Below are 25,447 nucleotides of genomic sequence, written 5' to 3'. Positions count from 1 at the left end.
GAGGCAGGCCTATGTTTCGTCATGTGAAACAACTGCAGTATACCGTGCGCGTTGCTGAACCCAATCCGGGACTCGCGAATTTACTGCTCGAACAGTTTGGCGGCCCTCAGGGCGAGCTGGCCGCTGCGTGTCGTTATTTCACCCAGGGATTAAGCGATGACGATCCCGGCCGCAAAGATATGCTGATGGATATCGCGACAGAGGAGCTGAGCCACCTGGAGATCATTGGCACCCTGGTCGGCATGCTGAATAAAGGCGCCAAAGGGGCACTGGCGGAGGGCACCGAGAGCGAGGCGGAACTCTACCGTTCGCTGACCGCCAACGGTAACGACAGTCATATCACCTCCCTGCTGTACGGCGGCGGTACCCCGCTGACCAACTCGGCGGGTGTACCGTGGACGGCGGCCTACGTTGATACGATCGGCGAACCCACCGCTGACCTGCGATCGAACGTGGCGGCAGAGGCGAGGGCGAAGATCGTCTATGAACGCCTGATCAATGTCACCGACGATCCCGGGGTAAAAGACGCCCTGGCGTTCCTGATGACCCGCGAAGCGGCGCACCAGCTCTCTTTCGAGAAGGCCCAGCAGTCGATTCGTAACCATTTTCCACCGGGTAAACTGCCGCCCATTAGCGAGTACGCTAACACCTACTACAATATGTCTGAAGGTGGAGAAGTGCGCGGCAGCTGGAACAGTGACAAACACTTTGATTATGTCAAGGATCCGCAGCCGGCGGTGGATGGCGGCGATGGCAGTGCCTCTGTCAGCCTGACGCCAGAGCAGGAAGCGTTGTGCAAAGCAATGCTGAAGCGAACACAGTCTGACCCGCAGGGTGATCCTTTGACCGGCGCCGAACTTGGCGCCGGGAAGCAAAACACCTCATCATCGGCTAAGTGATGTTCGCATGAGCCCCGGTTGCGGCCGGGGCGCTTCACAATGATGGGTGTGGAATATGTTTGAATTCGACGCGTTTCATCTTGCCCGAGTGCAATTCGCCTTTACCGTTTCCTTTCATATCCTGTTTCCGGCTATCACCATCGGTCTTGCCAGCTATCTGGTGGTGCTCGAGGGATTGTGGCTGCGGACCCGGGATAATGTCTGGCGCTCGCTCTATAACTTCTGGCTGAAAATTTTCGCCGTCAATTTTGGGATGGGCGTGGTCTCCGGCTTAGTGATGTCCTATCAGTTCGGCACTAACTGGAGCGGATTTTCGCAGTTTGCCGGCAGTATTACCGGCCCACTGCTGCTGTATGAAGTGCTGACCGCCTTTTTCCTCGAAGCGGGATTCCTTGGGGTGATGCTGTTTGGCTGGAGCAAAGTACCGCCAGCGCTGCATTTTTTTACCACCTGTATGGTGGCGCTCGGCACCCTGGTCTCCACCTTCTGGATCCTCGCCTCCAACAGCTGGATGCAGACGCCGCAGGGTTTTACCATCGAAAATGGCCATCTCATTCCGCAGGACTGGCTGGCAATCATCTTTAATCCCTCGTTCCCGTATCGCTTGTTCCATATGGCGATAGCCGCTTTTCTCAGCAGCGCTATGTTCGTCGGGGCATCGGCGGCGTGGCATCTTCTGCGCGGTAACGATTCGCCGGCTATCCGTAAAATGTTATCGATGGCGATGTGGATGGCGCTGCTGGTCGCGCCGATCCAGGCGCTAGTAGGAGATATGCATGGCCTGAATACTCTGGAGCATCAGCCGGCGAAGATTGCCGCCATCGAGGGGCACTGGGAAAATCGCCCCGGTGAGGCCACGCCGCTGCTGCTGTTTGGCCTGCCGGACATGGAGCAGGAGCGTACCCGCTATGGTCTGGAGATCCCGGCGCTCGGCAGCCTGATCCTCACCCACAGCCTGCATAAACAGGTGCCGGCCCTGAAAGATTTCCCGAAAGAGGATCGGCCTTATTCGCCCGTCGTGTTCTGGTCCTTCCGCATCATGGTTGGAATGGGCGTGTTGATGATCGCCTTAGGCGTCTGCAGCGCCTGGTTGCGTTATCGGCGGCGGCTGTACCACTCGCGAGCGTTCCAGTGGTTTGCGCTCTGTATGGGGCCCGCAGGCCTTATTGCCCTGGTTGCCGGATGGGTGACCACCGAGATGGGCCGCCAGCCGTGGGTGATCTACGGCCTGCTGCGCACCCGGGACGCGGTGTCGTTGCACAGTACGCTGCAGATGGCCATCAGCCTGCTGGTGTTTATCGTGGTCTACTGCGCCGTATTTGGCGTGGGGTATTACTACATTTTCCGGCTGATTAAAAAAGGGCCGCAGCCGGTGACGGAGCTGACCTCACAAACCGCGGGCACGCCGGCGCGCCCGCTCTCGGCGGCAGAGCCGGTGCGCGATGAGGAGAACGCATCATGAGCATCGATATCTCGGTGATTTGGTTTGTCATCATCGTCTTCGCTACCCTGATGTATATCGTGATGGACGGTTTCGATTTAGGCATCGGAATGTTGTTCAGCGTGGTGCATGATGGCGAAGAGCGCGACGTGATGGTCAACAGTGTGGCGCCCGTCTGGGACGGTAACGAAACCTGGCTGGTGCTCGGCGGGGCGGGGTTGTTCGGTGCCTTTCCGCTGGCCTATGCGGTGATCACCGATGCGCTGGTTATCCCGCTGACGGCGATGCTCATTGGCCTGATTTTTCGCGGCGTGGCGTTTGAGTTTCGTTTCAAAGCGATCCCCTCGCACCGCACCTTCTGGGACTATGCCTTCGCCGGCGGCTCGCTGCTGGCGACCTTCAGCCAGGGGATTGTCGTCGGGGCGTTTATCAACGGCTTTGCGGTGGCCGACCGCCGCTTCGCCGGCTCGACGCTGGACTGGCTCACCCCCTTCAATCTGTTCTGCGGCCTGGGGCTGGTGGTGGCCTATCTGCTGCTGGGCACCACGTGGTTGATCATGAAAAGCGAAGGCGCGCTGCAGCAGCGGATGCGCGATCTGACCCGCAAGGTGCTGCTGGCGCTGATGGCGGTGATCGCGGTGGTTAGCGTCTGGACGCCGTTGGGCTGGCGCTACATAGCGGAACGTTGGTTCACGCTGCCCAATTTCTTCTGGTTCGTGCCGGTGCCGATTCTGGTGTTGGTCCTGAGTCTGTGGATCTGGCGCCTGAGCGCGCGCCCCGCCAGCCATGCCCGCCCGTTTATTTTGACCCTGGGCCTGATTTTCCTCGGCTTCAGCGGATTGGGGATCAGCGTCTGGCCGAACATTATCCCGCCGCATATCTCCCTGTGGGATGCCGCCGCGCCGCCGTCCAGCCAGGTGTTTATGCTGCCGGGAGCGCTGCTTATTATCCCGGTGATCCTGATGTATACCGCCTGGAGCTATTACGTCTTTCGCGGCAAAGTCTCCGGCAGCGAAGGCTATCACTGAGAGGCCAACAAGCGGGATGCTGATTGACCGGCGCGCCGCGCCACCCGGTCAGGGAGGACCAGGAGGGGCGCGGACAAACCGGCGAGCCGTTCCACCTCCTCTGGCCGGGTGTTTATGCCTTCGGCGAGGAGAGCTTAATAATAAACCGCTCGTTCACCCGGGTGATTTTCGCACCCGTCTCGCCAAATTCGCTGGCGATTTTAAAAAAGTCGTCAGCGGCGACATCAAAATCGAGTTCGATTTTCTGGTGCCGTCCGGTCGCCAGTAATTCATAGAAATGGTCAAGGTTGCGGGCTTTTTCGCTAGGCATCTTATTTCTCCATGGTAAACCAATCAGCAGGGTATTTATTGCTTACGGCGTTTTTACGGATTATTCAGCAGGATGACGATCGTGTCTGATATAAGATTATGCAATGACCTTCTGGATCAGGTGGGGCGATATTATCCCTGTTGTTAAACCTGTGGCCGCTCGTGTCCTCGTAAGGTCAGAATGGGAGAGATAACCCGGCGGTCCGGTTGATGATAGACATTTTATGATGACAAAGTAATGACAATAAAATGAACCATTAAGCATGACGGGCGTTTAACGCATTACATTATTTTATAGTGTGGCTGTTAGGGCAGTTCTTAACTACTTTATGGTAATGGGGTGTCCTTTTGTTATGACCAACGGCGAGGGAACAACGATGCAATTACTTGATTTATTCGCAGGGTTATTGTGGTTAAGCTGCGTTATTTTTCTGCTGTTTGTTCTTGATGTGGTCATCACCCGCTATCTGTATCGTAAATAACCGGCGAGGGCCGTGGCGGTCGGCATAGGGGACGGCGCCGGAGAGTGATAGAATAATGCCGGGCTGATGGAGAAAGGAAGATACGGTGGCCGGGAGAATTGATTACGATATTGAAAAATACCAGTTTACCGAAGCCGGCGAGACGCCGCGGCTGCGGGCGCAATGGCGCGAGGTATATCAGGAGTGTCGTCAGCTGCAGGCCGGGGCAGAGGAACGGCTGCGCATTGCGCTATTGAACGTCGATTATGTGACCAGCTTCGAGCTGCCATTTCGCCTGCTGCTGGTCCGGGCGCCTCAGCTTATCGCCAGCGTGCGTGAGGCACTACAGCTCAATCGCAAAGCCGCCGTTTTCAATGGTAAGCGGTATGGCTGCGTCTACACTCTGAAACAAGATTTACAGGCTATCCCGGAGGCCTTTCATTACCGCCTGTCAAACCGCATTCGTCGTGTCGATCCGACAGGATTAACGGCATCCCCGTACCAGCAGATCGCCCGGGAGATAAAACCGGCGCGGGAGCGACTTGAGCGGGCGCTTCTCGCCGGCTTACCGGTCACCGCTCTCGATGCCCTGTTCTGGTTTGGCAGCCAGCGGGTGGCGGCGGATATTGCGCAGTTACGGCGCTCCGGTATGCGGATTGCCACTGAAGAGGTAGAGGTCAGCGACAATCTGTTCAATACCACCCGGCGGGTACCGGTTTATCGTCTGGCCAGCGCATGAGGGGGTAACCCTTCGCCCAGGCGCTGTCTTTGCAGACAAGTCACCACTGCTCCATCAAACCAGACACACCGCCCCCTGGCGGCATGGCGCGGGGCCGGGGCCAGCCACGCGCTGGCGATGAGCATTAACAGTATCAGCGCCAGCGGAACCACGTTTATTCTTTTCACTACCCATCACCCACTTCACGTTGCCTGGCGGCAGGGTAGTGGGAAAGTATGACGGTTCAGTGACTGAAACGCTTTTTCCATGAGGAGCATGGCTTAACAGGCGCAGCGAAGGGGGGATGCGTTTATCTCGTTACGCTATCCCTCGGAACGAAAACTGGCGGCTTGTATTTTTCATTTTTATTACGCATCGCTGTTTTTGGCGTAGTGGTGGAAAGCAGGATATCAGTTTGTACTACAGAGGGTTTTCTGGTAACTGGCTGGTTTAAAACGATATTTTAAATGTTGTTTCAACGGGCGTTGTAGCAGTGGCTAATTTATATTAATTCAGTTTACCGATCAATAAATTATATGTTGATAGATTTTAGCTATTGAATGATCTTTATCGATCATTTTAAACTATTTTTGTTGCCGGGAAATATATGACATGCTTTAACCCTTTCTTATTTTTGGTATTTTTTAAATGGTTGAAGAAAACGTGAAAAATACCTTATACCGCTTCGTGCTGGAGCCGGCTATTAGCGATGATGGCAGCTACCACTCATGGGAATTGCTCACTAAGGATATTATAGCACCCGCACAAAATATCACCTCAGCGCCAACGTTTTCTTTCTCCACGCTTACCGACCGCGACAAGATTGCACTATTCACTCGCCAAATCGAGCTGCTTTCTGTATTTGATTTTACCCGCCTGGATAATAAGCCGGTATCGTTGAATATTGATGATTTATTAAGCCAGTTTATTCTGGCGGACCGCTACCTCTGTGATTTTTTACGCTCCTGTAAACATATCGCGCTGGAAATTAATGAGAATTTTCATGAATTCATCGCCGGGAGCGAACTCACCACGCTGAGCGCGCTGGCGGCGCTTTGCCCGGTCTGGCTGGATGACTTCGGTCGCGGACGCACTTCTTTCGCCTTACTGGACAGATTTCGCTTCGATTGCGTCAAAGTGGATAAAGATTATTTTTGGGATAAAGAAGACGACCCCACATTGCCCGGCCTGTTACAGGCTATCTCTGCTCTGACCCGCCATGTGATTGTCGAGGGGGTGGAAACCGAGAAGCAAAAACGGCTGATCGGATCGGCCGGCAATATCATCGGTCAGGGTCGTTACTGGAAAGATGAATACATCTTTTTGCACTGCTGAGTCGCCGATAAGCTGATTTTTGTTCCCTGCCACGCTTTATTTGTCCAGTTTTAAACTAACCCTTTGTTACAGATAGTCTTTATTAGCGCAGTGATAATCCACTCTCTTTTTCTTGCCTGAAGGATAATTCACTGTGAATACTCGCTTGCGTAACACCCTGATCGCTCTTGCTCTGACCACCAGCTTCACCGCCGCCAGTCAGGCGTCGACCTCGACTGATGTGCCGTCGGTCTCGCAGGATCCGGTTGTCCAGCATCTGAAACTGAGTGAGGAGCAGGTCGCCAAAATCCAGGCGCTGCGTCAGGGGTTCGAAAACAATGTGAGCCAGATTAAAATCAGCGGCTATCAGGACGGCGCTCTGGCTGAAGTTATTCACTCCGGGAAATGGGATGATGCCAAAGTCAAACAGCAGCTGGCCGCCTTTGGCCAGCTGGATCAGCAGGTGCGCTATTATCGGGTGAAATACTACTTCGACGTTAGTCAGGTGCTGACGCCTGAGCAGCGTGAGCAGGTCAAAAAAGATCTCGCCGACGCGGTCAACTAACCCTGTCTCAGCCATCTGTCGCCGATGGCGCTGAGCTGTAAGATGCCGCCGTTTACCGGCGGCTATCGCTTTATTTTGCGCTGCCCTGGTTTTTTTCCAGACGGGCAAAATACTCTGGCGCAAAGGGGCGCGGATCAACCTCGGCAAACGGTGCACGCTCGAAGTGCGATTTCAGATCCCACGGCACGGTACAGTCGAAAATCGTCTTGCAGCTGATGCCCTTGCCGCGAATCGACGGACTGTATTCCGGCGTCTGGGACGGATCCAGCTGGTGACCGCGAATGCCGGGGATTGTCGTAATGCTGACATCCCCCTGCATGCGGGTGGTCATCGCCCACAGGATATCGTCGCTGTCAAAGATATCGACATCTTCATCGACCAGAATAATATTTTTAAGCTCGGAGTAGGTCGCCAGCGCCAGCAGCGCGGCCTGCCCCTGACGCCCCTCATCGGCAGGCTGACGTTTTTTCACCTGCAGAATGGCCAGGAATTTACCGCCACCCGCGGTATGGGCGTAGACATTTTGTAAAAAGCCCGGGATGGCAGCCTCGACGGTATTCCAGATACTGGCTTCCGTTGGCAGCCCGGCGAGGGTGGTGTGCTCTTCCCCCGGTCCTACCAGCGTCTGCAGAATCGCGTTCTGCCGCATGGTTACCGCTTTCACTTTGACCACGGGTAACGACGGATTGGCGCCGCCGCAGTAGCCTGGAAATTCCGGCATGGCGTGGCCGCTGTTGGTGTGCTGATCCTCTCTGACGCGCACGCCCGGCAGCAGCTCGCCTTCAATGACGATTTCGGCGCGGGCGATGGCTTTCTCCGGGACGCTGACGCCCTGCACCAGTTCAACCGGACGCTGACGCAGTGACCCGGCGACGCCCAGTTCGTTATAGCCAAACGGCGTAGTCGGCGCTTCGAAGCAGGCCCCAATGTAGATAGCTGGATCGAGGCCCATGTTAATGGTTATCGGCAGCGGTTTGCCGGCGGCTTCGGCTTTCTGACGAAACACTTCGATATGGCGGCCGGCAGCAAGAAACATCGACAGCTCATCCCGGCCCTGCACGCAAAAACGGTGGATAGTGACGTCGGTCAGCGAGGCGTCGTCAGGATCGCTGGCCAGCGCCAGCCCCAGGCAGAAGAAGGGGCCGGCGTCGATCGGGGTGTTAGTGGGCGCCGGGATCAGTTTGCGCAAATCAAAGTCTGGATCGTCGGCACGAAATACCTGCTCCTGACAGGGGGCGCTGCTGGCCGGCACGACTACGGGCGCGACCGGTTTTTTGACCGCTTTGCCCACTTCCAGAGCCAGTTGAGAGGCTTCACAGCCCAGCAGCAGCGCGGCGCGCTGGCGGCTGGCGTGTACCCCCACCAGAATGCGCGAGTGTGGATAGCCCTTAATATTGTTAAACATCATTGCCGGACCGATACGGGTAGGGCGTTTAACGGTACCACCCGCGCCGATATGGCGATAGACGCCAGCCAGCTCGGCGTTAGGGTCTACCGGATGATTCGTTTCGAGATATTGATTGTCATGCTGTTGCAGCAGCGCGATGGCGTCGCGCAGATCCTGAATGGGTGCGGTCATGATGTTCTCCTTGGCGTGTCAATGCTGGTCAATACTGGTCAATGCGGTCAGTATGCTTTGCAGGCTAAGTATTATCAATTGCATCATTCATGCTTTATTGATAAGTTTTTTATTATCAATAAAGCCTGCGGAGTACGAAGATGTCCTTTCGTTCGTTACGCCATTTTGTCGTCGTTGCCGAAGAGTTACATATGCACCGGGCGGCGGAGCGGTTACATCTCGCTCAGCCCGCCCTCAGCCAGCAGATTAAACAACTGGAGCAGCGCCTGGGCGTGGTGCTTTTCTCCCGCGCTAACCGTCGGCTGACCCTCACCGCCGCGGGCGAGGCCTTTTTACACAAGACGCGGCTGGCGCTGGAAATGGCCGATCAGGCGGTACTGGACGCCCAGCGCACCGCGCGAGGCGAGCAGGGAAAATTACATCTGGGGTATGTCTCCAGCGCGATGTATGACAGCAAGCTGCCGGGGTTGCTGCGCGCGCTGCGCACTGACTGGCCGGGCATTGAACTGTCGCTGGTACATGGCGATGTGCAAATGCTCTACGACGCGCTGCAGGACCTGCGCCTGGATATCGCCATTATCCGCGCGCCGCTGGCCTCGCCGCCGGACGAGCTGGTAGTCAGGCCGTTTGTGCGGGAAAAGCTCTGTCTGGCGCTCTATCAGCAGCATCCGCTGGCGGGCGTGGCAGCCCTTAATCTGGCGTCATTGCGGACTGACAACTGGATCTCTCTCGACGATCCGCAGGGCACCGGGCTGGAGCAGGTGTTTATTGGCGCTTGTCGCGTCGCGGGCTTTACGCCGCAGGTGGCGCAGCGCGTCAACGATGTCACTTCGATGATTAGCCTTGTCTCCGCCGGGGTGGGAGTAGCGTTGGTTCCGGTCTCGGCGCGGGCTCTACGCCTTGATAACGTGGTGTATATCGATCTGCAGGACCGGCTGGCGGAGAGTGAGCTGAGCATGGTTTACCACCGCCATATCCGTTCGGCGGTGGTGCGGAAAGTTATTTCGCTGCTCAATGCCACGGAGCAATAAACCCGGTTAGCCAGTCTTCAGCCGACCAAAGCTGACAATCCTTGAACGGCCCAGCTCCTTCGCCCGGTACAGCGCAGCGTCAGCCGCGCGCAGCAGACTGTCGCTTTGGGTATGCTGCGGGTAGCTGGCGATGCCAATCGACACATCCACCTGGCCTATCTCGGTCAGGCCATCGCGTAGCGTCATATTATGTACCTGGGTGTAGATCTCGCTGGCGCACTGGTGCGCATCAGCTTCGTCAATGCCAGGCAGCAGCACCAGAAACTCCTCGCCCCCGTAGCGGAAAGCCATGCCGATATCGCGTACCGCGCGTTGCACGATGGTCGCCACGCTTTTAATCACCAGATCCCCGGCTTCATGACCATAGCGATCGTTGATGGCTTTAAAGTGATCGATATCGATCATCAGACAGCTCAGCGGGGTGTGGGTATGAACTGCCAGCGCCATCTGCGAATGCAGCGCTTCGTCAAGATGATGGCGGTTACGCAGGCCGGTCAGAGAGTCGAACAGCGCTTTTTCCAGCAGGGCGCTGCGTAAACGCTGATTGGCGAGCGCCAGCCCCAGCGCTTCGGCCATCAGCTCCAGGTAGGCCCGGGAAGGGCCATCACTGGCGGTGACGTTCTGAAAGCTCAGCAGACCGATAGCTTCGCCCTGGGCAATAAGCGGGACGCAGAGCGACTGGTCGGCGTGCGCCTGCGGCAGATGGTAGCAGGTGATATCAGGCTCACCCTGCACTGGCGGATGGCTGAGTCCCCGGCGTATCGCCCAGCAGTCGTCAGGAGAAAAGGGGGGCTCCTCCCCGGCGGGTGACAGCCACTGCGCCACGCAGCGCATCTGCCAGGGATCGGTATCCAGAATATACAGTTTCCCGGGGATCGTCGGCGCGATATTCGGCGCAAAACGCTCCGCCACCATAATCACATCCTCGATGGTTTCACAGCCCTGCAGGCGCTGGGTCATGCGCGCCAGCAGTTCGCGGATCGCCCAGTCGGCGTCGCGCTGCTGCTCCAGCTGCTGGCGAGCCAGACCGTTCTCGCGAAAAATGCGGATCGCCTGGGCCATATCGCCAATCTCATCCACCTGGCTGAAGTGCGGCGTCTCCACTGCATAATCCTGGGAGGCGAGACGCTGGACCACGTCGCTCAGGCGAACCACCGGGTAGAGCACCCGGCGTTTGAGAATGAAGCCGAGGACAAATAAAAACATCAGGGCGGTCAGGCCGACCATGATTTCCGACAGCGTGCGCCAGATCCGCGAGCGCTCGGTGGCCTGGTCGATGGCCGCGGCGGCGCGATGCTCGAGCATCAGACGAAAGTGATCGATCTGCGTCTGCATGCGTTCCAGTTCGCTCTCGTACGCTTTGCCGTACAGCACCGCAATGGCTGCTGGCGCGTCGCCGCGAGCGACATGCGCTAAGGCGGCCTGCTGTTCATCCTGTAGCTCATCGGCGATCTGCAGACCGTCGTGCAACAACGCCAGCTCCTCGCGGCTGGCGCCGTTATCTTTCAGCCTGGTCAGCCGCAGCTCAATACTCTTGTTGGTCTGCTGCAGCTGCTGATATTGCTGCAGCGTCTCCGGCGAAGGCTTAACCACGTACAGCCGGGCAAGATCAGACAGTGCCCAGGCGTCGTTTTCCACCTCGTCGGAGAGGGTATCAAAGACCTGGCGTTGCTGTACCGCCTGGCGTTCGACGCGATCGGCGCTGGAGGCCATGAGCATGGCGCTCCCGGATGCCAGCGTCAGGCCGACGGTTATCCCGTAAGCCCAGTTGGTGATGGTGGCGATTCTCACCCTGTATTTCCTTGCATGCAGATGAAGCTGTTTTAATTATAGAACCCGCCCCTGCCATAACGGCGGCCCGTTTCAGGAGCGGCTCTCACGGCTGGGGTGTTCGAGGGTCTGAAGAATGATGGCGTGTAGCGTTTCTGCATGGCGGCGCAAAACGTGGAAGACATCGCTATCCAGAGCGCCATTTATAACATCCGCTTCCATAATCTGTAAGGCCTCCTGCCAGGCCATCCCTTTACGATAGGGGCGATCTTCGGTCAGGGCGGTAAAAATATCGGCGATGGAGATAATGCGGTCGGCAAGCGTCAGGTGATTGTTGTCGAGATGCAGCGGATAGCCGCTACCGTCCAGTTTTTCATGATGATTCGAGGCCCAGTTAATAATGTCGCCGAGCTCGCTGTAGTCGCTGAGGAGATCCCCGGTCATGTAGCTGTGCTCGCGTACCTGATTCAGCTCGTCATCATCCAGCTCGCCCTCTTTTTCCAGAATAGAAAGAGGGACATAAATCTTACCAATGTCGTGCAGATAGCCGGCAATCTGAATTTGCAGGCAGGTCGGCTCTGGTAGCTGCATCCAGCGGGCAAGCTGATAGGCGATTTCCCCTACCATAATGCTGTGGCTGGCGGTAAAGCTGCTGTAGGTGTCGACAATTTTGGCAATCAACAGGCAGATATCTTTCAGACCGTGAATATCCAGATACCGCGTGTTGATGGGGCCAATGATCTCCAGCAGCCGTTGAATATGGCCGGGATGAAGGTGCTGCCAGAAGTTCGCATTTTCGGCGACCTCGCACAGGGTATCGCAGAGCGGCGGATCGATCTCCCGGTGCAGGGAGACGAACGTCTCCACCACCGCGCGGGTGGGCCAGGCGGCAACATGACTCCCGGTCGGCAGCAGCCGTTCAAAGGCATCGGCGAAATAGACGATATGTTGTTCGCGGGAGCCCCGGTGGGTCGAACTAAAATGGTGATCGCGAATAAAGGGGACGATGGCCTGGAAGGTCGCTAATCCCTCCAGCATTGCCGCCCCCTGATGCTGATGCGGATCGTGAATGTTGTCGATAACATCCAGCGAACGAATGGTGCGTTTATCTCCCAGCACGCCGATATCGTGCAACAGCGCGGCGCAAAAAATGGTTTGCTGCCGCTCGGCGGGCAGTCCCAGCCTTTGCGCCAGCGTCAGGGCGATTAAGGCTGTTCGTTGCATATGCCGGTGCAGTTCAGGGTTAATGATCTGAATGACTCTGGTGGTCAGCATCAGGGCTGACTTCAGGGCAATACGCATTTCTGTTCTCCGTACGCGTTACCTGGCGGCAAAGCTGACCACGCAGGTGACGGAAGTGTCGATAATCTGATCGCAATGCGTGTTGTGTTGTGTGTGGCTGAACCGGTTAATATTCGGAATGTATGGATTCATGTCATTTGCCCAAACTGGAGACAGCCGTGCACCAGATTTGGGCGATGTGCAGGCAAGAATCTTATTATTGTCTGATAGTTAACCATTTCTCCCCCCAAAAATAAATAAATACTGGCAAGCCCTTTGCATTAAGCAAGCGTAAGTTTGATTAATGTCTATGAAGGGAGTGACCTGTATGAATTTTAGAGCATTACTGGCTATTGCGTTACTGACGATGAGCAGCCTGGCGTTCAGCGAGACGCGCTTACCGCATATCGTTATTTTAGCCACCGGCGGCACTATCGCTGGTTCGGCGGCGAGCAATACCCAAACAACCGGCTATAAAGCCGGAGCGATTGGGGTGCAGACGCTGATTAACGCCGTGCCGGAGATGAGTAAAATCGCTCACGTCGAGGGCGAGCAGGTGGCGAATATCGGCAGTGAAAATATGACCAGCGACATTATTCTGCAGCTCTCGCAGCGGGTGAATGCCCTGTTAGCCCGGGATGATGTCGATGGCGTCGTGATTACCCACGGCACGGACACCCTGGATGAAACTCCGTATTTCCTCAATCTGACGGTGAAAAGCAACAAGCCGGTGGTCTTTACCGCGGCGATGCGTCCGGCGACCGCGATCAGCGCCGATGGGCCGATGAACCTGCTGGAAGCGGTCACGGTCGCCGCCGACCCGGATGCCCGCGGGCGCGGGGTGATGGTGGTGCTTAACGACCGCATCGGCGCGGCGCGCTTTGTCACTAAAACCAATGCCACTTCGCTGGATACCTTCCGTGCGCCAGAGGAGGGTTACCTTGGCGTCGTGGTCGGGGGGAAACCGCAGTTTGAAACGCGAGTGGATAAAATTCACACCCTGCGCTCGGTGTTTGATGTGCGTCAGCTGAAGACCCTGCCGAAGGTGGTGATCATTTATGGCTATCAGGATGATCCGGAGTATATGTACGATGCGGCGATCGCCCATCATGCCGATGGTATTATCTACGCCGGCACCGGGGCGGGGTCGGTGTCGGTACGTAGCGCCGCCGGAATCAAAAAAGCGCAGCAGGCGGGCATCGTGGTGGTGCGCGCCTCCCGCACGGGCAGCGGCGTTGTACCACCGGATGACAGTCAGCCAGGGCTGGTGGCCGATTCACTCAACCCGGCGAAAGCGCGTATTCTGCTGATGACGGCGTTGACGCAAACGAAAGATCCGCAGCTGATCCAACAATATTTCCACACCTATTGATCCTCTGCGGCGAGGGCATCGTTTCTCCCTTCGCCGCATTTCTCCCCTTCGTGACCCGGCGGCGGTGTAAATGCGGGTGGGTCATCGTTCAGCAGATATCCAGGGTATTTCCTCCGATAAGGCGTAAAGAAATATCTTTTTACCGGTCGGCGAGGGGAGAATAAAATTTTCGCGAGCGGTAGAACGCTTATTTTTAAAGCAACTTTAAATAAGCCTATTCTTAATTATTCTCTTAAGGTGCGTTTAATCTTTCTGCCGCTGATGGATTAAAAATAACGCAACCGTGGCGATACGCGCTTTAATTATTTCTCTGAACGTCGGTGCCCAGGACAACGCGGACAGGCCTCTCACGGTGAGGCTCCGCGGGCGCCAGCCCCTGACGGGAGAGGGGTTACAGCGATGGATTTTGCTTTTCGCCGCTAGTCGCACAGATGATTAGCATGAAAATGATATGCATGATGAATATATTAAGTCGCACGCTATGTTTAAGTTTACATTTGGTAACATTTGTGCCGGAATTATGTTTTTTTGTCAGCATGTTGTTTTTTACTTGCCGGAGGGAATTTCGCCGGATTAATATTGTCGAACTTGCTGTACGTACCGCCTAATGATGATAAATGGATTCTGTTTTCCTTAAGCGTTACCGCATAATTAATGTTTACAGGAAAAATCATGGCTTGCGTATCTCATAAACAGCTTTTACATCCACGTTACTGGCTGACCTGGTTTGGGCTCGGCATCCTCTGGCTGATCGTTCAGCTGCCTTATCCGTTGCTGCATTTTATCGGTACCAGTGTTGGACGACTTTCCCGACGCTTTCTCAAACGCCGCGAACATATCGCCCGGCGCAATATTGAACTCTGCTTCCCGGAGATGTCACCTGCGGCGCGCGAGACCTTGATCGATCAGAACTTTATGTCGCTGGGAATGGGGCTTATCGAAACCGGCATGGCCTGGTTCTGGCGCGACGAGCGGGTCAAGAAATGGTTTGATGTCGAGGGCTTTGCCAACCTTAATCATGCGCTTAGCGGCGGCAAAGGGGTGATGGTCGTCGGCGTGCACTTTATGTCGCTGGAGCTGGGCGGACGCGCCATGGGGCTGTGTCGCCCAATGATGGCCACCTATCGTCCGCACAACAGTCCGCTGATGGAGTGGGTGCAAACCCGCGGTCGCCTGCGTTCGAACAAAGCGATGATCGATCGCAACAACCTGACCGGCCTGGTACATGCCTTGAAATCAGGTGAAGCGGTATGGTTTGCTCCGGACCAGGATTACGGCCCTAAGGGCAGCGTATTTGCGCCATTTTTCTCCGTCCCACAGGCGGCGACCACCAACGGCACCTACGTCCTTTCCCGTTTATCGGGCGCGAAAATGCTGAGCATCAGCATGGTGCGCAAGCTGGATCGTCAGGGCTACAGCCTGCATATTAGCGAAGTGATGAATGACTATCCGGGTGAGGATAAGCAAATCGCCGCCGGCTACATCAACAAAGTCATTGAGCGCGAAATTTTGCGTGCCCCGGAACAGTATCTGTGGGTGCATCGCCGTTTTAAAACCCGTCCGCTGGGTGAACCCTCCGTCTATTAACCTTCCCGCACAGGCTGCGCTTTCAAAATCCCGACAGTTGGGGTAACGTGAGCCGGATCATGTTTTAGTCGTGCGCGAAGGAGTGCAGAGTGTTCGCTGAGTTTGGTGTTTTGAATTATTTGACCTACCTGGTCGGGGCGATTTTTATCATCCTCGTTCCTGGTCCTAATACGTTTTTTGTGCTGAAGACGGGCATTGCCCACGGCGTGAAGAAAGGCTATCTGGCGGCGGCGGGCGTCTTTATTGGCGACGCGGTGCTGATGTTTCTGGCCTTTGCCGGCGTGGCGACGCTGATTAAGACCACGCCGGTGCTGTTTAACGTCGTCCGCTACCTCGGGGCGATCTACCTGCTGTGGCTGGGTGGCAAAATGCTTTATGCGGTGCTGACCCAGCGCGACGGCCAGACTGACGCCAGTGCGGAGCCGGCGAGCGCGATCCTCAAGCGCTCCCTGACCCTGAGCCTGACCAATCCGAAAGCGATTCTGTTTTATGTGTCGTTTTTCGTGCAGTTTATCGATGTGAATGCCAAAACCCCCGGGGTGGCGTTCTTTATTCTGGCGCTGACCCTCGAGATGATTAGCTTCTGCTATATGAGCTTTTTGATCCTCTCAGGCTCGTTTGTTACCCGCTACGTCAAAACTCGCAAGAAGCTGGCCAAACTTGGCAACAGCCTGATTGGTCTGGTTTTCGTTGGTTTTGCCGCGCGGCTGGCGACGCTGCAGTCCTGATCCCCTGGGCCGGTTACCCGCTGACCGGCCCACCGCCTCTTATCCTGCCCTGTAACAAAAACCCTTCATTTTTTATTGCATTGGTGTTACATATACAGCCGTTTATCGCTCAGCAAAAAGGAAGCCCGGATGATTCTGCAAAAACTCCTCAGCAATAAAAACTGCAAAAAATACTGTCTGTCGCTTGCGGCGGTGTTTGCTATCGCGCTGGCGGTGGTGGGGCGGGCGACCTTCGGGGGCGTGGTGAGCGAGTACAATATGCCATACTCGGAGTGGACAACGTCCATGTTCTTCCTGCAGGGGGCGATGGTGACAGTTTACAGCATTGTCTTTACCGCGCTCTTCGCTATTCCTCTCGGCTTTATTTTCCTCGGCGATGAGCGTCAGGATTAAGCGTCAACGGGCGAACTGCGGTTCGCCCTGTCTTATCCGCTCATCAACAGCGTGAAGGATTAATCATCGTCATGATAGTGATGATGGTGGTGATGGCGATGGGCGTGATATCTATCGTCAATAATGCATCCCGATAACAGCGTGCATAGCGCAATAATCACCGGTAACACGATCGGTTTTTTCATCCCTTACTTCTCCCGCTACTCTTCTTTCCCCGGGGCTGAGAATGCCGCGGTGGATAACGGGAGTGTAAAGGGTTAACTTATTGATGGGATAGGATAACTCCGCAATATCGCCGCGACGATCACCACCAGCCGAACTGGGTACCAGCGACCGCTACGATGGCGACAATCAGCATGATAATGGTGCTTTTTTTCATTATGCCCCACCCGGCGCCGCATAGCCGCCGACAAAAAACCAGCCGAGAAAGACGACAGCGATAATAAAGATCGCCACCGGAAAAAGAATACCCAATTTCATGATAGTGTCCCTGTACCCACGAGTGATGCCCAGCATCATACTGGATATCCCGGCATTTTAGTCAATATGAATGAAATTCTCCTGACGGCGGGATTTCTTATCCAGATACATCGCATCATCGGCAGCGCGCAAGGCCGCTTCCACATCGATATTCTGCGGGTCGCAGGTAATGACCCCGAAACTGGCTCCGGCATAGTCGATCCGTTGCGCACCGAGAGAGTAGATACCGCACAGCGCATCGCGCAGTGCGGCGACATACGCCTGCTGCGCCGCGGGATCCTGGGCGCTACCGACAATCAAAAACTCATCCCCGCCAAGGCGGCCAACGATATCCTCACGGCGCGCGACGGCGGTGAGCCGTTCGCCGACCTGCACCAGGAAGCTGTCGCCGCACGGGTGGCCGAACCGATCGTTAATGGCTTTGAAACCGTCAAGATCGATAAAAATGAGCGACACCTGCTGTTGCTGGGCGCGGGCAGCGGCAAAGCGTAGCGCCAGCTGCTTAAACAGCGCGCGGCGATTAGGAAGCTGGGTGAGCTCATCGGTCGACGAGTGCAGCTCCAGCGCGACGTTAGCCGCCTGCAGCTGTTGCACCAGGGTGTCTTTTTCCACGTAGTGGGAAATGAGCTTCGCGAACAGGCCCATGACCTGTTCACCTTCAAGGTTATAAGGCTGTTGTTGCCGGCTGGTGGCGCAGAGGGTGCCGAACAGCGAGCCGTCGGCCAGGCGGACGGGAATGCTGAAAAAGGTGGCGATCCCCAGCTCCTGGGCGGCGATGCAGGAGTGCCAACGACGGGCAACGTCATTGCAAAACGTGCACTGATCCTCAAGGGCGCGTTTGCACAGGGATTCATTCCATGGGACGGAAAATCCTTCCGGGATCTGCATTTCGCTGCTGTTATGGGCGAACATCACCTGCTGCCGCTGGGCGTTCAGATCGATGCGGGTGAGGTAGGTGGACTCCATTCGCGTCACCGCCTCCAGCATCTCCAGTAGCTGACGCACCAGGGTTTCCAGGGACTGTTCCGCAGCGAGGGTTTGCGACACCCGGGCAAGAATAAAATCTGACATGAATAATACAGCTCCAGCACGCCAAACGTCACCCCAGCATAATGGGCTGCAAACGGACATCAGCGTCGAATAAACAGTGATATTTTTTAAATTTATCACATCTGTTTGGGGAATACTTGTCCATGCGGCGGGAAAAAAAAGCCCCGTCGGGGGCGACGGGGAAAAACTCATTGATTATGGAATGATCTGTTCTCTGGTCAGTTCGAGAACAGGGGCTACTCTACGGGGGAAAAGTGCAGGCAAGATGGAGAAAACATGGAGATTCAGGCTAAAATCCCCGGGCGTTCAGGAAAGGGAGGCGCGATGAAAAAGTTACTGGCTATTTTGCCACTGGTATTAGCCGGCTGTACCCAGCCGCAGTCCACCGCGCCGACGAAAACCATCGGCATGGCCAATCCCGCGGCGGTGTACTGTCAGCAATCCGGCGGTACCCGGGTGCCGGTGCAAACGCCGCAGGGCGTCAGCACCCAGTGCAAACTACCCAGCGGCGAAACCCTCGACGAGTGGGCGCTGTGGCATCGGGATCATCCGACTAAATCGTAACCGGCAGGGCCGCCAGCCAGGCGGCCAACACCCGGGCATGATTCTGCTCGGTGTTCTTCGCGGCATACAGCAGCGTCAGCGGCTGGCGCTGCGCCAGTGCCGCCAGCCGCAGGCCCGTTTCGCGATGAGCCTCAAGCTCCTGGCGATAGCGCTGGCTGAAATGGGCGAAATCAATCGCCTCGCCGTGAAAGGCTTTTCGCAGCTCGGTGGAAGGCGTTAATTCCTTACACCATTCATCACAGGCCAGTGCCTCTTTTTTGAGCCCTCGCGGCCAGAGACGGTCGACCAGCACCCGGTAGCCGTCGCTGCTTTCCTGTGGGTCATACACCCGTTTACACTGAATCATCATCTTGCTCCCTCTGTGCCATCCAGGCGAGCAACTGCGGGATTTGCCCGTCGGAAAATACCGTGATGCCGTGGGCGCGCAGCAGGTCGGCCGCGACCCCGGCTCCCGCTTTGCGTCGTCCGCGAAAGGAACCGTCATAGACAAACTGGCTGCCGCAGGTAGGGCTGCCATCGGTGAGTAACGCTGCCTGACAGCCCGCTTCCCGAGCGGCGCTGAGCGCCAGCCAGGCGGCCAGCTGGTAATGTCCCGTGACGTCGCGGCCGTCGCTTTCCACGATCCGCGCCCGCCCGGCAAGGACATCCCCGCCGGCGCCGCCGACGATCTCCGCCGGCAGACGGGGCGTGGACAGACCGGCCGCCAGCTCCGGGCAGTGGATCACCAGCCGCCCCGCCTGCTGCCAGCGGGACAGCGTCGCCGCCAGCTGTGCCTTCTCGCTACCGTTATACCGCACCTGGAATCCCATCAGGCAGGCGCTGACCAAAAGCTTACTTTTCATCCTCTCTCCCTTTCGCGCTTGCTCCAGTATACCTTACCCGCCGGCGGGGGCGGTGGGGCGAAAATAAGGATTGTGTTCCACAGGAGGGATCGCTATCCTGACGTGCCTTGTGCTGCTCGTCTCGTCCAGACATAAGGAACCTGCTATGAAAACCCCTTTACGCCTCGCCCTCGTCGGCGATTATCACCCCGATATTGTTGCCCATCAGGCTATTCCCCTGGCGATAGACGATGCCGCCGCGGTGCTTGAACAGCCGGTGAAATATGACTGGCTCGCCACCCCGTCGATTGTTTCCGGCGAGGCGCTGGCCGAGTACGATGCCGTCTGGGTCGTTCCCGGTAGCCCGTATCGTCATCCGGAAGGCGCGTTTACCGCGATCCGCTATGCCCGTGAAAACGGCATCCCTTTCCTCGGCACCTGCGGCGGCTTTCAGCACGCGGTGATTGAATACGCCCGTAACGTACTCGGCTGGCAGGATGCCGGTCATGCGGAAACCGACAGCGAAGGGCGGATGGTGATCGCTCCCCTCAGCTGTTCGCTGGTGGAGACCTCCGCCGTTGTCGAGCTGCGGGCGAATACGCTGATTGCCCGCGCCTATGGCCGGGAAAGCATTGAAGAGGGCTACCACTGCCGCTACGGCGTGAGCAGCGCGTTTGCAGGGGAGCTGGAACAGGGCGATCTGCGCGTCACCGGCTGGGATGAAGAGGGCGAGATCCGCGCCGTCGAGCTGGTGACGCACCCGTTTTTTGTCGCCACCTTGTTCCAGCATGAACGCCACGCGCTGGACGGGCGTCCCGCGCCGCTGGTGCAGGCGTTTCTTCGCGCCGCGGCACAATAAACCCACCGGCAGCGGGCGCTGCCGGTCATCTTCAGGCGTGAATTTCCCGGTCACGTCCGGCGAGCGCGCCGCAGACCGCCATCACCAGCGAAATCAGCGCCACCGCCAGCAGCGGAATATGCCAGTCGCCATTAGCATCGTGGATCCTGCCCATCAGCGGTGGCCCGCAGGCGGCCAGCAGATAGCCGACGCTCTGCGCCATCCCTGACAGCGCCGCGGCCTGGTGCGCCGAGCTGGCGCGCAGGCCGATAAACGTCAGGCCGAGGATCATGGTAGCTCCGGAGCCAAAGCCGAACAGCAGCGTCCAGCCGATCGCCAGCCCTGGCAGCAGCCACAGCCCGGCGGCGCTGATGGCGCACATCAGGGCGACCAGCACGGCGATCCCGCGCTGGTCGCGCAGCCGATGCAGGATCAACGGTATCGCCAGGCCGGGCGCGGCGGTCGCCAGCTGCAGCAGGCCATGCAGCGAGCCGGCCTGCGCTTCGCTATACCCCATACTCTGCAGAATCGACGGCAGCCAGCCGATAATCACGTAATAGACCAGCGAGTTGATGCCGAGGAACAGCGTCACCTGCCAGGCCAGCGCCGACCGCCAGATCCCCCGGTTATGCATGGCGCCAGAGCCGGTCAATGGCGCCTCCGCCCGGCGCCGGGACTGTGGCAGCCAGCTGAGGATCGCCAGCAGGGGGAAGACCATCAGCAGCAACAGCGCCCCGCGCCAGCCGAATCCGGCCAGCGCCACGGGAACCACCAGCGCCGAGCCGAGCGCCGCCGCGCCACCCATCGTCAGGGAGTAGGCGCCGGTCATCCGCGCGACATGCTGCGAGAAATCCCGTTTAATCAGCCCGGGCAGCAGCACGTTACCCAGCGCAATGCCGCAGCCGATCACCGCCGTGCCGGTAAACAGCAGCGCAGCGGAGGGCAGGGAGCGCAGGGCAATGCCGGCGCAGATCAGCAGCATCGCCAGCAGCAGGCTGCGTTCCATGCCGAACCGGCGGGCAACCCCCGCCGCCAGCGGTGAGACAAGGCCAAAGGCCAGCAGCGGCAAGGTGGTGAGCAGCCCGGTCTGCGCGGTGGTCAGGCCATAGTCGCTACGAATCGCGTCCAGCAGCGGCGCCGCGCCGGTAAAGACCACGCGCAGGGTGGTGGCGATGAGCAAGATACCGACAATCAGCAGCGCGGGGCGGCGGCCGGTAGAGGAGATCACAGAAGACATATCATTCTCAAGGTAACTAACGAGGGGGTTACGATAGCGACTTTGTCCCCTGTTTAAATCAAGCTAAAATGACAGATTATCGCTAATATCGGACAACATGATGATCGGACTGGGTCTGGATGGTTATGAACCGGACAGTGGTCACGAATCGGCCATTGCCTTTCGTATTCAGGTAGTGGAGGCGGAACAGTATATTCCGGCGCATTCCCACCGTAAGGGGCAATTGATCCTGGCCCTGCACGGCGCCTTGACCTGCGAGGTGGAGAACGCGATGTGGATGGTGCCGCCGCAGTATGCGGTGTGGGTCCCGGGACAGCTTTCCCACAGTAACCGCGCCACGCCGGGCGCCCAGGTGTGCTTCCTGTTCATCGAGCCGGGCGCCGCGCCGATGCCGGACCGCTGCTGTACGTTAAAGATTTCGCCGCTGGTGCGTGAGCTGATCCTCACCCTGGCGGAACGCGGCGGGGAGTTGCTGGCCGCCCCTGCCACGGCCCGGCTGGTGCAGGTTCTGTTTGATGAGCTGCCCCGCCAGCCGCAGGAGCATCTGCAGCTGCCGGTATCAAATCACCCAAAAATTCGCCAGATGGTGACGATGATGGCCGAAGATCCGGCGCGCTGGCAGACCCTGAGCCAGTGGGCGGCGGTGTTTGCGATGAGCGAGCGCAATCTGGCGCGCCTGGTGGTGCGCGAAACGGGGCTGAGCTTTCGCCGCTGGCGCCATCAGCTGCAGCTGATCCTCGCGCTGCAGCTGCTGATCCGCGGGCAGACGGTGCAGCAGACGGCCCAGGCGCTGGGCTACGATTCCACCACCGCCTTTATCACCATGTTTAAGAAAGGGCTCGGGCAGACGCCGGGTCGCTATCACGGCAGCCTGGCTACGATTTCCCAATAAACAGCGAGATGATCCCGGCGGCAATCAGCGGCCCGACCGGGACGCCGCGAAACAGGGCGACGCCAAGCACCGTACCGACCAGCAGCCCGGCCACCAGATGCGGCTGGGAGCCCATCAGGGAGACACCGCGCCCGCCGAGCCACGAGACAAATACCCCGACCGCAATCGCCAGCAGTGATTTCCAGTTCATAAAGGAGTGGATCAGCGTCGACGGCGGCAGCGTGCCGCTGGCGATAGGCGCCATCACGCCGATGGTCAGAATGATGATCCCGACGGTCAGCCCCTGTTTTTCAATCCAGGGAAAGAAAGTATTCAGCGGTGTAACGCGCACGATAATCAGCACGAGGATAGAGATCGCTACGGTGGTGTTATGGCTGATAAAGCCGAGCGCCGCCAGGCCCAGCAGGATCAACAGGGTGGTATCAAGCATATACAGAGGTCCTTGCCAAAAAAGAATGCCAAAAAATATCCCGCTTACTCTACGCACCGCAGCGTGAATAAACAGGATTTTTACGCCATACGGCGGAAATCAGGGCAGATGCCTGGTTAGCTAAGACGGCGAAAGGTCGCGATCTCCGGTCGGGCGATATGTAAGTAGTCTTCGGTATCGAGAATGATCGACCGGTCCAGGCGTCCGGCGTTAAAGGCGATTTGTGCAAAGCGCTCAAACAGCAGCGGGTCGGCCACCAGCCGCAGCGCCGGGTGGAAGCTGAACGGCGGAATGGCGCCGAACACGCAGGCGGTGAGGGCATCCACTTCCGCCGGACTGGCCAGCGAGGCTTTACTGCCGCCGATATGCCGGGCCAGGCTGGCGAGATCGGCCTGCCGATCGGCGGCGAGGATCGCCAGCACATGCTGGTTAACGCCGTTTCCTTTTACTTTACAGACTAACGCCTTTGCGCCCTGGCCAAGCGCGGTGCCGCGGATCGCGGAGACGGCTTCGCACTGGCCGACTGCGTCGTGCGCCACCACCCGGTAGCGCGCCTGGTGTTGGTCGAGCAGCGCGCACAGCCGCTGGTGGATATTGCCTTCTACTGCTTCAAGCATAGCGTCCTCCTGACATCATAAAGCCGTCAGCTTAGCGCTGTTGCGCCAGCCTGCCAACGGTGGGTCAGGAAATTCACTATTCACTCATTATTGCTTCACAGTGCTGTGGTGCAATCTCGCGGGCGCAGATGAGTTTTGTAAATAAAAAAAGAATGATTTTCATTTTCAATCGAACTTTTTTTATTTCACTTAGTCTCTATCGGACGACACAGAATATTAATAATTGCCGTAATGAGGTTAGGATGATGCACGATGCAACCATGCAGGGTTCCCCACGCAAGAAGTTTAATAAAATAAGGGAACTCAACAGACGGCGGAATTACTTTACTAAGAAAGTACGTAATGCCCTGCGGGTGGGGGTGGCGAAAGCGATCTGGGATCGCCGACGCCGTCAGCCGGTGGATTTGTCGTCCGCGAAAACCGTCCTGTTGATGCGCAATGAGGGGGCGGTCGGCGATGTGGTGGTGGATTCCGCGCTGGTGAAATGCCTCCATCAGTCAGGCTATATCGTTGATTTTCTGCTCACGACATCCAATAGCCAGGTGATGCGTTATAACCCGCGGATCCGCCATATTTATGAAGCCGAACCGGTCACTTCCGCCGATTTTTTGCGTAAATTTAACCATAACGTTCCCCGCGACGTTATTAATGAACTGGCTAATAATAAGTACGATATTATTATTGACCCTTCGCTGTTCGATATTCCCGTGCATCGCCTGCGGCTTTTCCGACAAATAAAAGCCAAATCAGTGCTCGGCTTTAATAAATGGCCATCAATTAAGTATTACTCCCACTCTTTTGCTTTTGACTGCCAGCGCTGGCACGTGACGAAGACGTTCGCGTTGATCGCCGACTATCTCAAACTGGACACCCGCGGGCTGGACACCTATGACCTGGCGGTGCCCGGGCCGATTATGCAGGAGGTGGCGCAGTATCTGGCATCGTTGAGCGGAAAAGCGGTAGTGATTAATATTTTTGCCGGCCACGCCGACCGCAGCCTGTCCCAGACGCAGCTGGCGGAACTGCTCGACAAACTGCTGGCCCGCTATCCGGGGATCGCGGTTATTCTGCTCGATCACCGGCGCGAGATCCGTATCCCGCTGCCAGCGGAGGTGGTGGTTAATCCGTTTAACACGCTGCATCACGCGATGGCGCTGATTGCCCAGGCCGAGCTGATTATCTCCCCGGACACCTCGGTGGTGCATATGGCGGCGGCGTGGAACAAGCCGCTGATCGCAGTCTATAAGGACGTTCTGCTCAATAACCGGCTGTGGGCGCCGGGGTATGACAACGCCAGACAGATCATCGTTAAATGCGGGAAGGTGTATCAGCATCGCGAGCTGGTGGATAGAATTATAGCGGCGCTACCGGAGACGCTGTAAGGGCGATGAGGGCGGGCTGGTAGGGCTCACCTGCTGGCCGTATGCAAGAGCCAGCAGGTGAACGAAGGTTGCATTGCCAGTCTGCAACCGCCGCTATTGTACTGTTGCCCGCCGCCCTGCCACATCCGGGAAAGCTCTTAAAGATGTGGCCGCGCTGAGCGACGATGGCCATCACTCTTCAGTGAGCCACATATCCGCCTCTTCAAACATCTCCTGTACCGTGCGGCTGATCAGCTCTTTTTCATGCTTGCTGGCATCGGTGTTGATCGCCGGCAGCGTCATCATCGGCTTCACCCGGACTTCCGCCTCCGGGAAAATGCGCTGCATGCGTTTGGTCAGCTCGTTAAGAATGGTCTCTCTGGCACCCGGCAGACCGGCAAAATTGCGCTTGTCATAAATCAGTTCCACAAACATCTTCTGTCCTCTGTATGCTGATCGCGGGCGATAGTTTTACTGTATTAATGTACAGTGTCAAGCAAATGCCGCCGCGTTTCTCGTCCGCCACCTCGCGCGGCGGGCGGGCTGCGCGCAAAAGCACCAAACAGTTCGTCACCACTGAAGCTGACTTTCAGTGACATCAATAAGTTATCTCAGTGCGGACAATTGATAGCTGGAGCCTATATTGACCCGCAAAACCGGCAAAACTACTGTATATATATT

At 57.2% G+C, this 25,447-nt stretch carries 29 protein-coding genes and 1 pseudogene; 15 read left to right on the top strand and 15 right to left on the bottom strand.

Annotated features, from left to right (window positions below):
• The first annotated feature begins 11 nt into the window (after window positions 1-11).
• Genes ACKLKD_RS24175 through cydB form a run of 3 tightly spaced genes read left to right on the top strand, consistent with a single transcriptional unit; the run spans window position 12 to window position 3,368 of the window.
• Window positions 12-899, top strand: coding sequence for a manganese catalase family protein (locus tag ACKLKD_RS24175; protein WP_080897230.1), 888 nt, complete (start codon window positions 12-14; stop codon window positions 897-899).
• Between the two features lie 55 nt (window positions 900-954).
• Window positions 955-2,361, top strand: a complete 1,407-nt coding sequence (locus tag ACKLKD_RS24170; protein ID WP_080897228.1) for a cytochrome ubiquinol oxidase subunit I — start codon at window positions 955-957, stop codon at window positions 2,359-2,361.
• A complete protein-coding gene (gene cydB, locus ACKLKD_RS24165) occupies window positions 2,358-3,368 on the top strand; it encodes a cytochrome d ubiquinol oxidase subunit II (protein WP_080924359.1) in 1,011 nt (336 codons plus the stop codon). The genes ACKLKD_RS24170 and cydB overlap by 4 nt, the downstream gene beginning before the upstream one ends.
• 112 nt (window positions 3,369-3,480) lie before the next feature.
• On the opposite strand, the gene ACKLKD_RS24160 is transcribed toward cydB, so the two are convergent.
• Window positions 3,481-3,678: a hypothetical protein gene (locus ACKLKD_RS24160; RefSeq protein WP_025713458.1), complete on the bottom strand. Its 198-nt coding sequence runs from the start codon at window positions 3,676-3,678 to the stop codon at window positions 3,481-3,483.
• Window positions 3,679-4,244: 566 nt separating this feature from the next.
• Between ACKLKD_RS24160 and ACKLKD_RS24155 the strand changes: the two genes are divergently transcribed.
• The 3 genes from ACKLKD_RS24155 (at window position 4,245) to ACKLKD_RS24145 (ending at window position 6,735) form a co-directional block, all read left to right on the top strand.
• On the top strand, window positions 4,245-4,877 hold the full coding sequence (locus ACKLKD_RS24155; RefSeq protein WP_080897226.1) for a helix-turn-helix domain-containing protein: 633 nt from the start codon (window positions 4,245-4,247) through the stop codon (window positions 4,875-4,877).
• Window positions 4,878-5,504: 627 nt separating this feature from the next.
• Window positions 5,505-6,191 carry an EAL domain-containing protein gene (locus ACKLKD_RS24150; RefSeq protein ID WP_025713456.1) on the top strand — a complete coding sequence of 229 codons (687 nt, stop codon included), beginning with the start codon at window positions 5,505-5,507 and terminating at the stop codon, window positions 6,189-6,191.
• Window positions 6,192-6,324: 133 nt separating this feature from the next.
• On the top strand, window positions 6,325-6,735 hold the full coding sequence (locus ACKLKD_RS24145) for a Spy/CpxP family protein refolding chaperone (RefSeq protein ID WP_080897224.1): 411 nt from the start codon (window positions 6,325-6,327) through the stop codon (window positions 6,733-6,735).
• A 70-nt stretch (window positions 6,736-6,805) separates the two neighbouring features.
• On the opposite strand, the gene ACKLKD_RS24140 is transcribed toward ACKLKD_RS24145, so the two are convergent.
• A complete protein-coding gene (locus tag ACKLKD_RS24140) occupies window positions 6,806-8,314 on the bottom strand; it encodes a UbiD family decarboxylase (protein WP_087805956.1) in 1,509 nt (502 codons plus the stop codon).
• A gap of 140 nt (window positions 8,315-8,454) precedes the next feature.
• On the opposite strand from ACKLKD_RS24140, the gene ACKLKD_RS24135 reads away from it, so the two are divergent.
• Window positions 8,455-9,345 carry a LysR substrate-binding domain-containing protein gene (locus ACKLKD_RS24135; protein ID WP_025713453.1) on the top strand — a complete coding sequence of 297 codons (891 nt, stop codon included), beginning with the start codon at window positions 8,455-8,457 and terminating at the stop codon, window positions 9,343-9,345.
• A 6-nt stretch (window positions 9,346-9,351) separates the two neighbouring features.
• On the opposite strand, the gene ACKLKD_RS24130 is transcribed toward ACKLKD_RS24135, so the two are convergent.
• Both ACKLKD_RS24130 and ACKLKD_RS24125 read right to left on the bottom strand, forming a co-directional pair.
• Complete coding sequence (locus ACKLKD_RS24130) at window positions 9,352-11,136, bottom strand: sensor domain-containing diguanylate cyclase (protein ID WP_025713452.1); 1,785 nt, start codon at window positions 11,134-11,136, stop codon at window positions 9,352-9,354.
• Window positions 11,137-11,208: 72 nt separating this feature from the next.
• The gene (locus ACKLKD_RS24125; protein WP_080897222.1) at window positions 11,209-12,417 is read right to left on the bottom strand and encodes an HD-GYP domain-containing protein; all 1,209 of its coding nucleotides are present in this window, start codon (window positions 12,415-12,417) and stop codon (window positions 11,209-11,211) included.
• A 307-nt stretch (window positions 12,418-12,724) separates the two neighbouring features.
• Between ACKLKD_RS24125 and fraE the strand changes: the two genes are divergently transcribed.
• The 4 genes from fraE (at window position 12,725) to ACKLKD_RS24105 (ending at window position 16,476) form a co-directional block, all read left to right on the top strand.
• Window positions 12,725-13,768 carry a fructose-asparagine asparaginase gene (gene fraE, locus ACKLKD_RS24120; protein ID WP_025713450.1) on the top strand — a complete coding sequence of 348 codons (1,044 nt, stop codon included), beginning with the start codon at window positions 12,725-12,727 and terminating at the stop codon, window positions 13,766-13,768.
• Window positions 13,769-14,440: 672 nt separating this feature from the next.
• Entirely contained in the window at window positions 14,441-15,355 is a 915-nt protein-coding gene (gene lpxP / locus ACKLKD_RS24115; RefSeq protein ID WP_025713449.1) for a kdo(2)-lipid IV(A) palmitoleoyltransferase, read from the top strand.
• A gap of 89 nt (window positions 15,356-15,444) precedes the next feature.
• Window positions 15,445-16,083: a leucine efflux protein LeuE gene (gene leuE, locus ACKLKD_RS24110; protein ID WP_025713448.1), complete on the top strand. Its 639-nt coding sequence runs from the start codon at window positions 15,445-15,447 to the stop codon at window positions 16,081-16,083.
• Between the two features lie 129 nt (window positions 16,084-16,212).
• Entirely contained in the window at window positions 16,213-16,476 is a 264-nt protein-coding gene (locus ACKLKD_RS24105) for a DUF2534 family protein (RefSeq protein WP_004203731.1), read from the top strand.
• Window positions 16,477-16,535: 59 nt separating this feature from the next.
• On the opposite strand, the gene ACKLKD_RS24100 is transcribed toward ACKLKD_RS24105, so the two are convergent.
• From ACKLKD_RS24100 to ACKLKD_RS24085, 4 genes are all read right to left on the bottom strand, one after another.
• A complete protein-coding gene (locus tag ACKLKD_RS24100; protein ID WP_087805954.1) occupies window positions 16,536-16,661 on the bottom strand; it encodes a hypothetical protein in 126 nt (41 codons plus the stop codon).
• A gap of 119 nt (window positions 16,662-16,780) precedes the next feature.
• A complete protein-coding gene (gene yoaJ, locus ACKLKD_RS24095; protein WP_117125385.1) occupies window positions 16,781-16,855 on the bottom strand; it encodes a protein YoaJ in 75 nt (24 codons plus the stop codon).
• Entirely contained in the window at window positions 16,855-16,956 is a 102-nt protein-coding gene (locus ACKLKD_RS24090) for a YoaK family small membrane protein (protein WP_004150782.1), read from the bottom strand. The genes yoaJ and ACKLKD_RS24090 overlap by 1 nt, the downstream gene beginning before the upstream one ends.
• Before the next feature lie 57 nt (window positions 16,957-17,013).
• Complete coding sequence (locus ACKLKD_RS24085; protein WP_025713447.1) at window positions 17,014-18,027, bottom strand: sensor domain-containing diguanylate cyclase; 1,014 nt, start codon at window positions 18,025-18,027, stop codon at window positions 17,014-17,016.
• A 303-nt stretch (window positions 18,028-18,330) separates the two neighbouring features.
• Here ACKLKD_RS24085 and ACKLKD_RS24080 point away from each other — a divergent pair, with 303 nt between their 5' ends.
• Complete coding sequence (locus ACKLKD_RS24080; RefSeq protein ID WP_080897221.1) at window positions 18,331-18,570, top strand: DUF333 domain-containing protein; 240 nt, start codon at window positions 18,331-18,333, stop codon at window positions 18,568-18,570.
• On the opposite strand, the gene ACKLKD_RS24075 is transcribed toward ACKLKD_RS24080, so the two are convergent.
• Complete coding sequence (locus tag ACKLKD_RS24075; protein WP_165931876.1) at window positions 18,560-18,898, bottom strand: DUF488 domain-containing protein; 339 nt, start codon at window positions 18,896-18,898, stop codon at window positions 18,560-18,562. The two genes, ACKLKD_RS24080 and ACKLKD_RS24075, sit on opposite strands and share 11 nt — an antisense overlap.
• Window positions 18,899-18,902: 4 nt before the next feature.
• Entirely contained in the window at window positions 18,903-19,412 is a 510-nt protein-coding gene (locus ACKLKD_RS24070) for a DUF523 domain-containing protein (RefSeq protein ID WP_025713444.1), read from the bottom strand.
• 145 nt (window positions 19,413-19,557) lie between these two features.
• On the opposite strand from ACKLKD_RS24070, the gene ACKLKD_RS24065 reads away from it, so the two are divergent.
• A complete protein-coding gene (locus ACKLKD_RS24065; RefSeq protein WP_080924363.1) occupies window positions 19,558-20,250 on the top strand; it encodes a CTP synthase in 693 nt (230 codons plus the stop codon).
• A 31-nt stretch (window positions 20,251-20,281) separates the two neighbouring features.
• On the opposite strand, the gene ACKLKD_RS24060 is transcribed toward ACKLKD_RS24065, so the two are convergent.
• Complete coding sequence (locus ACKLKD_RS24060; RefSeq protein ID WP_165931875.1) at window positions 20,282-21,457, bottom strand: CynX/NimT family MFS transporter; 1,176 nt, start codon at window positions 21,455-21,457, stop codon at window positions 20,282-20,284.
• 106 nt (window positions 21,458-21,563) lie between these two features.
• On the opposite strand from ACKLKD_RS24060, the gene ACKLKD_RS24055 reads away from it, so the two are divergent.
• Complete coding sequence (locus ACKLKD_RS24055; RefSeq protein WP_025713441.1) at window positions 21,564-22,358, top strand: AraC family transcriptional regulator; 795 nt, start codon at window positions 21,564-21,566, stop codon at window positions 22,356-22,358.
• Here the strand turns inward: ACKLKD_RS24055 and ACKLKD_RS24050 are convergent.
• The 3 genes and pseudogenes from ACKLKD_RS24050 to ACKLKD_RS24040 all read right to left on the bottom strand — a co-directional run bounded on the left by ACKLKD_RS24050 (window position 22,342) and on the right by ACKLKD_RS24040 (window position 23,656).
• Window positions 22,342-22,788, bottom strand: coding sequence for a DUF441 domain-containing protein (locus ACKLKD_RS24050; RefSeq protein ID WP_080924365.1), 447 nt, complete (start codon window positions 22,786-22,788; stop codon window positions 22,342-22,344). The two genes, ACKLKD_RS24055 and ACKLKD_RS24050, sit on opposite strands and share 17 nt — an antisense overlap.
• 116 nt (window positions 22,789-22,904) lie before the next feature.
• Window positions 22,905-23,405 carry a YbaK/prolyl-tRNA synthetase associated domain-containing protein gene (locus tag ACKLKD_RS24045; protein WP_080924366.1) on the bottom strand — a complete coding sequence of 167 codons (501 nt, stop codon included), beginning with the start codon at window positions 23,403-23,405 and terminating at the stop codon, window positions 22,905-22,907.
• 95 nt (window positions 23,406-23,500) lie between these two features.
• Window positions 23,501-23,656 (bottom strand): annotated as a pseudogene (locus ACKLKD_RS24040) (hypothetical protein).
• On the opposite strand from ACKLKD_RS24040, the gene ACKLKD_RS24035 reads away from it, so the two are divergent.
• Window positions 23,651-24,787 (top strand): glycosyltransferase family 9 protein, encoded by a 1,137-nt coding sequence (locus tag ACKLKD_RS24035; protein WP_165931874.1) that lies wholly within the window; start codon window positions 23,651-23,653, stop codon window positions 24,785-24,787. The pseudogene ACKLKD_RS24040 and the gene ACKLKD_RS24035 sit on opposite strands and share 6 nt — an antisense overlap.
• 171 nt (window positions 24,788-24,958) lie before the next feature.
• Here the strand turns inward: ACKLKD_RS24035 and ACKLKD_RS24030 are convergent, their stop codons facing one another.
• A complete protein-coding gene (locus tag ACKLKD_RS24030) occupies window positions 24,959-25,201 on the bottom strand; it encodes a DinI family protein (protein ID WP_004203750.1) in 243 nt (80 codons plus the stop codon).
• Window positions 25,202-25,447 lie beyond the last annotated feature (246 nt).

It is taken from the genome of Klebsiella sp. 10982 (assembly GCF_048589245.1).
Taxonomy (GTDB): Bacteria; Pseudomonadota; Gammaproteobacteria; order Enterobacterales; family Enterobacteriaceae; genus Klebsiella; species Klebsiella quasivariicola.
This window is presented reverse-complemented; position numbering and strand designations above follow the sequence as displayed.